This is a genomic window from Streptomyces sp. C (genome assembly GCF_000158895.1).
Lineage (GTDB): Bacteria > Actinomycetota > Actinomycetes > Streptomycetales > Streptomycetaceae > Streptomyces > Streptomyces racemochromogenes.
Genome location: NZ_GG657750.1, coordinates 6047900 through 6053719 on the forward strand (window position 1 = coordinate 6047900; position 5820 = coordinate 6053719).

The following is a 5820-nucleotide window of genomic DNA, read 5'->3' on the forward strand; positions in this document are numbered from 1 at the left end:
TGTGCCGCTGCGAGGAGGTCCCGGCCGACCGGATCCGCGAGGCGGTGGAGGAGCTCGGCGCGCGGGACGCCCGTACGGTCAAACTCCTCACCCGGGCCGGAATGGGCTGGTGCCAGGGCCGGATGTGCGGTCCGGCCGTGGCGGCCCTCGCGGGCGGAGCCCAGGCACCCGACCGGCGCCCCCTGTCCTGCCCCGTCCCGCTGCGCCACCTCGCGGCCCTGGAGCCGCAGGCCCCGCGGCAGGCCCCGCGGTAGGCCCGCGGCAGGCGTCCCCGGACGCCGAACTTCCCACCCCGGGCCACTGATCGGGTCCGCCCGGACCCTTGTGGCCGACTCACACCCACTAGTAAAATGTCACACATCACACTAGGGAGTCCTTCATGACCCACGCGCCCACCCCCGCGCCCAGCGCCGACACCCGCACCCGCCCCTGGCACGGCATCATGGTCGCCACCGCCCTGCCCCTGCGCGCGGACCTCTCCGTCGACTACGACGCCTACGCCGAACACGTCGCCTGGCTGATCGAGAACGGCTGCGACGGCGTCGTCCCCAACGGCTCCCTCGGCGAGTACCAGACCCTCACCGACGAGGAGCGGGCCCGTGTCGTGCGCACCGCCGTCGAGGCCGCCGGCGACGGCGCCCGCGTGATGCCCGGCGTGGCCGCGTACGGCAGCGCCGAGGCACGCCGCTGGGCCGACCAGGCCGCCGAGGCCGGTGCGGGCTCCGTCCTGCTCCTGCCCCCCAACGCCTTCCGGGCCGACGACGAGACCGTGCGCGCCCACTACGCCGAGGTCGCCCGGTCGGGCCTGCCGGTGGTCGCGTACAACAACCCGTACGACACCAAGGTCGACCTGACCCCCGACCTCCTCGCCCGCCTGCACGCCGACGGCAGCATCGTCGCCGTCAAGGAGTTCAGCGGCGACGTCCGCCGCGCCTACGAGATCGCCGAGCTCGCCCCGGGCCTCGACCTGCTCATCGGCGCCGACGACGTCCTGCTCGAACTCGCCCTCGCCGGCGCCGTCGGCTGGATCGCCGGCTACCCCAACGCCCTCCCGCAGTCCTGCGCGACCCTGTACCGGGCCGCCGTCGCGGGCGACCTCGCCACCGCCCTGCCGCTCTACAAGTCCCTGCACTCCCTGCTGCGCTGGGACTCCAAGACCGAGTTCGTCCAGGCCATCAAGCTCTCCATGGACCTCGCCGGACGCCCCGGCGGCGCCACCCGCCCCCCGCGCTTCCCGCTCACCGGGGAGACCGAGGCCGCCGTCCGCGCCGCCACCGAGAAGGCCCTGGCCGAGGGCCTCAACTAGTCCCAGGGGGGACCGCAATGCGCACGCGCCACATCTACCACGCCGTGGACTCCCACACGGAGGGCATGCCCACCCGGGTGATCACCGGCGGCGTCGGGGTGATCCCCGGTGCCACCATGGCCGACAAGCGGCTCCACTTCATGGAGCACATGGACCACGTCCGCACCCTGCTCATGTACGAGCCGCGCGGCCACGCGGCGATGAGCGGTGCCATCCTGCAGCCCCCCACCCGGCCCGACGCCGACTTCGGCGTGCTCTACATCGAGGTGTCGGGCCTGCTGCCCATGTGCGGGCACGGGACGATCGGGGTGGCCACCGTCCTGGTCGAGACCGGCATGGTCCCGGCCGTCGAGCCGGTCACCACGGTCCGGCTCGACACCCCCGCCGGACTGGTGAGCGTCGACGTACGCGTCGAGGACGGCGCGGCCACCGCCGTCACCTTCACCAACGTCCCGGCCTTCTGCGTGGGCCTCGACCTGAAGGCCGAGGTGCCCGGCTTCGGCACGGTCGGCTACGACCTCGCCTACGGCGGCAACTTCTACGCCTTCGTCGAACTCGACGCCCTGCGGCTCCCCTTCGACCGGGCCCGCAAGGAGGACCTGATCGCCGCGGGCCTCGCCGTCATGGACGCGGTCAACGGCGGACCCGACCGCCCCGTCCACCCCGAGAACCCCTCCATCGCCGGGGTCAAGCACGTCTACCTCGCCGCCCCCGGCTCCGACGCCCGCCGCTCCCGGCACGCCATGGCCATCCACCCCGGCTGGTTCGACCGCTCGCCCTGCGGTACGGGGACCAGCGCGCGCATGGCCCAGCTGCACGCCCGGGGGCTGCTGCCGCTCGGTACGGACTTCGTCAACGAGTCCTTCATCGGCACCGAGTTCACCGGCCGGCTCGTCGGGGACACCACGGTGGGCGGCAGGCCGGCGGTGGTCCCCACCGTCACCGGGCGGGCCTGGATCACCGGAACCGCACAGTACTTCCTCGACCCGGCCGACCCCTTCCCCGGAGGGTTCCTGCTGTGACCACCGTCCGCACCACCGACTACCACACGGCGGGCGAGCCCTTCCGCATCGTCGACTTCACCGCGGGCGGGCTGCCCCCCGTCCCCGGTGACACGGTCGCCGAGCGCTGCGCCACGGCCATCGGCCCCGGGGGCTCCGGCACCATGCCGCGCCGCAGCCCGCTGGACGAGGTACGGCGCCTGCTGGTGCAGGAGCCGCGCGGGCACGCCGGGATGTACGGCGGGTTCGTGGTGCCCCCGGACGACGACGGGGCCCACCTCGGGGTGCTGTTCTGGCACAAGGACGGCTACTCCACCGCCTGCGGCCACGGCACCATGGCGCTCGGCGCCTGGGCCGTGGACACCGGCCGCGTCCCGGCGCCCGACGACGGGGACGCCCAGGTCCGCATCGACGTGCCGTCGGGCCGGGTCACCGCCACCGTCCACCGGTCCGAGGGCCGCACCACCGGGGTCACCTTCCGCAACGTCCCGGCCCGGGTGGCCGCCCGCAAGGTCCCGGTGGCCACCACCCTCGGCCTCGCGGAGGTGGACATCGCCCACGCCGGGGCCTGCTACGCCTCCGTCGCCGCGCGGGACCTCGGCCTGGAGGTCACCCCGGCGGCCCTGCCCGAACTCGTACGCGCCGGCCGGGAGGTCCGGGCCGCCCTCGCCACCCACCCGGCGACCTGGCACCCGGGCGGCCCGCTGCTGTCCGGGGTCTACGGGGTGGTCCTGTACGAGGAGCTGCCCGACACCCCCTTCGGGCCGCACCAGCGCAACGTCACCGTCTTCGCCGACGGGCAGGTCGACCGCTCGCCCTGCGGCTCCGGGACCTCCGCCCGGCTCGCGCTGCTCGCGGAGGACGGCCGGCTGGGGGCGGGGGAGGACCTGCTGCACGAGTCGGTGACCGGCACCGTCTTCACGGGGCGCTTCCTCGCGGGCGGGGTCACCGAGGTCACCGGGACCGCCTACCGCACCGGCGAGCACGCCTTCACCGCCGACCCGTACGACGCCCTCGGCGCGGGCTTCCTCCTGTGACGGGCCTCCCCGCGACGGGCCTCCCCGCGACGGGCCTCCTCCAGCTGGACGCCCGCGACACGGCCGGGCTGCTCACCCCCGGGCGGGCCGCCGACGCCCTGGCGGCCGCCCTGCGCGCCGGCCTGGACCCGGAGGCCTGCCCGCAGCGCACCAGCGTGCCCGCGCCCGGCGGCGAACTGCTGCTGATGCCGGCCGCGTCGGGCGCGTACGCCGGAGTGAAGATCGCCGGGGTGGCCCCCGGCAACCCGGCGCGGGGACTGCCCCGGATCACCGGCAGCTACCTCCTGCTGGACGGCCCCACCCTGCGCCCGCTGGCCCTGCTGGACGGCGCCGCCCTGACCGCCCTGCGCACCCCGGCGGTCTCCGCGCTCGCCCTGCGGTACCTGACCGCGCCGGGGCGCCCGCTGCGGCTGGTGCTGTTCGGCTCGGGACCGCAGGCGTACGGGCACCTCGAAGCGGTGCTGGAACTGCGGGACCTGGCCGGGGCGGTGGTGGTGGCCCGCGACCCGGGCCGTGCCGAGCGGCTGGCGGCGCACGCCCGGGGCCTGGGCGTCCCCGCCCGCACGGGCACACCGGCCGATGTGGCCGGCGCCGACCTGGTGCTGTGCTGCACCACCGCCCGCGAGCCGCTCTTCGACGGGCGCCTGGTCGCCCCCGGGGCGGTGGTCGTCGCCGTCGGCTCGCACGAGCCGGACGCCCGGGAGACCGACACCGCCCTCGTGCGACGCGCGGCGGTGTACGTGGAGTCGCGGGCGGCCGCGCTGCGCGAGGCGGGGGACCTGCTGGTGCCGGAGGCGGAGGGGGCGATCGGGCCCGGTCATATCGCCGGCACCCTCGCCGACCTGGTCGCGGGACGCAATTCCGCGGCCGGGAGGCCGAGTTGTCCACAGCTCTTCAAGAGCGTGGGCATGGCCTGGGAAGATCTTGCCGTCGCGGTGGCGATCTACCACGCGACCGGAGCGAACAGCGAAACGTGACATTGTACGCTGTTCCTCCGCACGTCGGTGGTGTGCGGGGTCTCGGAGGAAGAGCAATGGGTGACCTGAAGCAGCACAGTCTCATCAAGGCCCAGGAGCGGCTGCGCGACCAGGTCGGCCACGCCCTGCGCGCCGCGCTGATAGCGGGCGAGCTGCGCCCCGGCAGCGTCTACTCGGCCCCGGGCCTCGCCGCCGAGCTCGGGGTCTCGGCCACCCCGGTCCGCGAGGCCATGCTGGACCTCGCCCGCGAGGGCCTGGTGGAGCCGGTCCGCAACAAGGGCTTCCGGATCACCGAGGTCAGCGAGCGCGACCTCGACCAGTACACCGAACTCCGCACGATGATCGAGGTCCCGACCGTCGGCCGGGTCACCCGGATGGCCACGGCCGATCAGCTGGAGCAGCTGCGCCCGGTCGCCGAGGAGATCGTCACCAGCGCCCGCGAACACAACCTCATCGGCTACCTGGAGGCCGACCGCCGCTTCCACCTCGGGCTGCTGGCCCTCGCGGGCAACGAGCGCCTGGTCGAGACGGTCGGCGACCTGCGCAAGCGCTCCCGGCTGTACGGGCTCACGGGCCTGGACGAGGCCGGCAAGCTGGTCTCCTCCGCCGAGGAGCACATCGAGCTGCTCGACCTGATGATCGCCGGTGACGCGGAGGCGGCCGAGGCCTGCATGCAGCGGCACCTGGGCCACGTCCGCTCGCTCTGGGCGCAGGGGCGCGACGAGCCCGTGGGCCGGCCCCAGGGCGGTCTCGGCTCGGGCCTCTGACCCGGCCCGGCCTCCGCCGCCGACCCAGGGCCCGGACCTTCTGGTCCGGGCCCAACTCGCTTTTCCCCCACCGGTTTTGGACACGGCTGGATAACGGCGGCGGCAACCTCTTGTCAGTACAATTTCACATTACTATGTTACCGGTCACATCCTAAAGCGCGGCCCTTCCCTGGAGTGACCCATGACCAAGCGCACCCAGCTCACCCTCGCCACCGCCCTGGTGGCGACGCTCGTACTCGGCGCCTCGGGCTGCTCCGACACCAAGAAGGGCCCCGCGGCGGGCGCCGGAGCCTCCAACCCCGCCGCCGCCAACGACGGGAAGGTCCTCGGCGGGACCCCGGTCAAGGGCGGCACCCTCACCGTCCTGTCCAACCAGGACTTCTCCCACCTCGACCCGGCCCGCAACTGGACGCTGCCGACCATGGACTTCGGCACCCGGCTGCTCTACCGCACGCTCGTCACCTTCAAGGCGGAGCCCGGCAAGGCCGGCAGCGAGCTCGTCCCCGACCTCGCCACCGACCTCGGCACCCCCTCCAACGGCGGCCGCACCTGGACCTTCACCCTCAAGGAAGGCCTCAAGTACGAGGACGGCAGCCCCATCAGGGCCCAGGACGTCAAGTACAACGTCGAGCGCTCCTTCGCCCCCGACCTGACCGGCGGCCCCGACTACGCCGCCCAGTACCTGGCCGGCGCCGAGGGCTACAAGGGCCCCCTCCAGGGGCAGCACCTCGA

General features: G+C 74.4%; 7 protein-coding genes. All 7 read left to right on the plus strand.

What is annotated here, in order from left to right:
* The coding region (locus SSNG_RS27245) for a (2Fe-2S)-binding protein (protein WP_042802022.1) at positions 1-254 on the plus strand (254 nt) is incomplete at its 5' end.
* Between the two features lie 125 nt (positions 255-379).
* Positions 380-1306: a dihydrodipicolinate synthase family protein gene (locus tag SSNG_RS27250; RefSeq protein ID WP_007267151.1), complete on the plus strand. Its 927-nt coding sequence runs from the start codon at positions 380-382 to the stop codon at positions 1304-1306.
* Between the two features lie 17 nt (positions 1307-1323).
* Positions 1324-2328: a proline racemase family protein gene (locus tag SSNG_RS27255; protein WP_007267152.1), complete on the plus strand. Its 1005-nt coding sequence runs from the start codon at positions 1324-1326 to the stop codon at positions 2326-2328.
* Positions 2325-3344 carry a proline racemase family protein gene (locus SSNG_RS27260; protein WP_042802024.1) on the plus strand — a complete coding sequence of 340 codons (1020 nt, stop codon included), beginning with the start codon at positions 2325-2327 and terminating at the stop codon, positions 3342-3344. Before SSNG_RS27255 ends, SSNG_RS27260 begins: the two co-directional genes overlap by 4 nt.
* Entirely contained in the window at positions 3341-4321 is a 981-nt protein-coding gene (locus SSNG_RS27265; protein WP_128637174.1) for an ornithine cyclodeaminase, read from the plus strand. Before SSNG_RS27260 ends, SSNG_RS27265 begins: the two co-directional genes overlap by 4 nt.
* Before the next feature lie 56 nt (positions 4322-4377).
* Positions 4378-5088 (plus strand): GntR family transcriptional regulator, encoded by a 711-nt coding sequence (locus SSNG_RS27270; RefSeq protein WP_042802026.1) that lies wholly within the window; start codon positions 4378-4380, stop codon positions 5086-5088.
* 181 nt (positions 5089-5269) lie between these two features.
* Positions 5270-5820 (plus strand): ABC transporter substrate-binding protein (locus SSNG_RS27275; protein ID WP_007267156.1); only part of this gene is annotated, 551 nt, incomplete at its 3' end.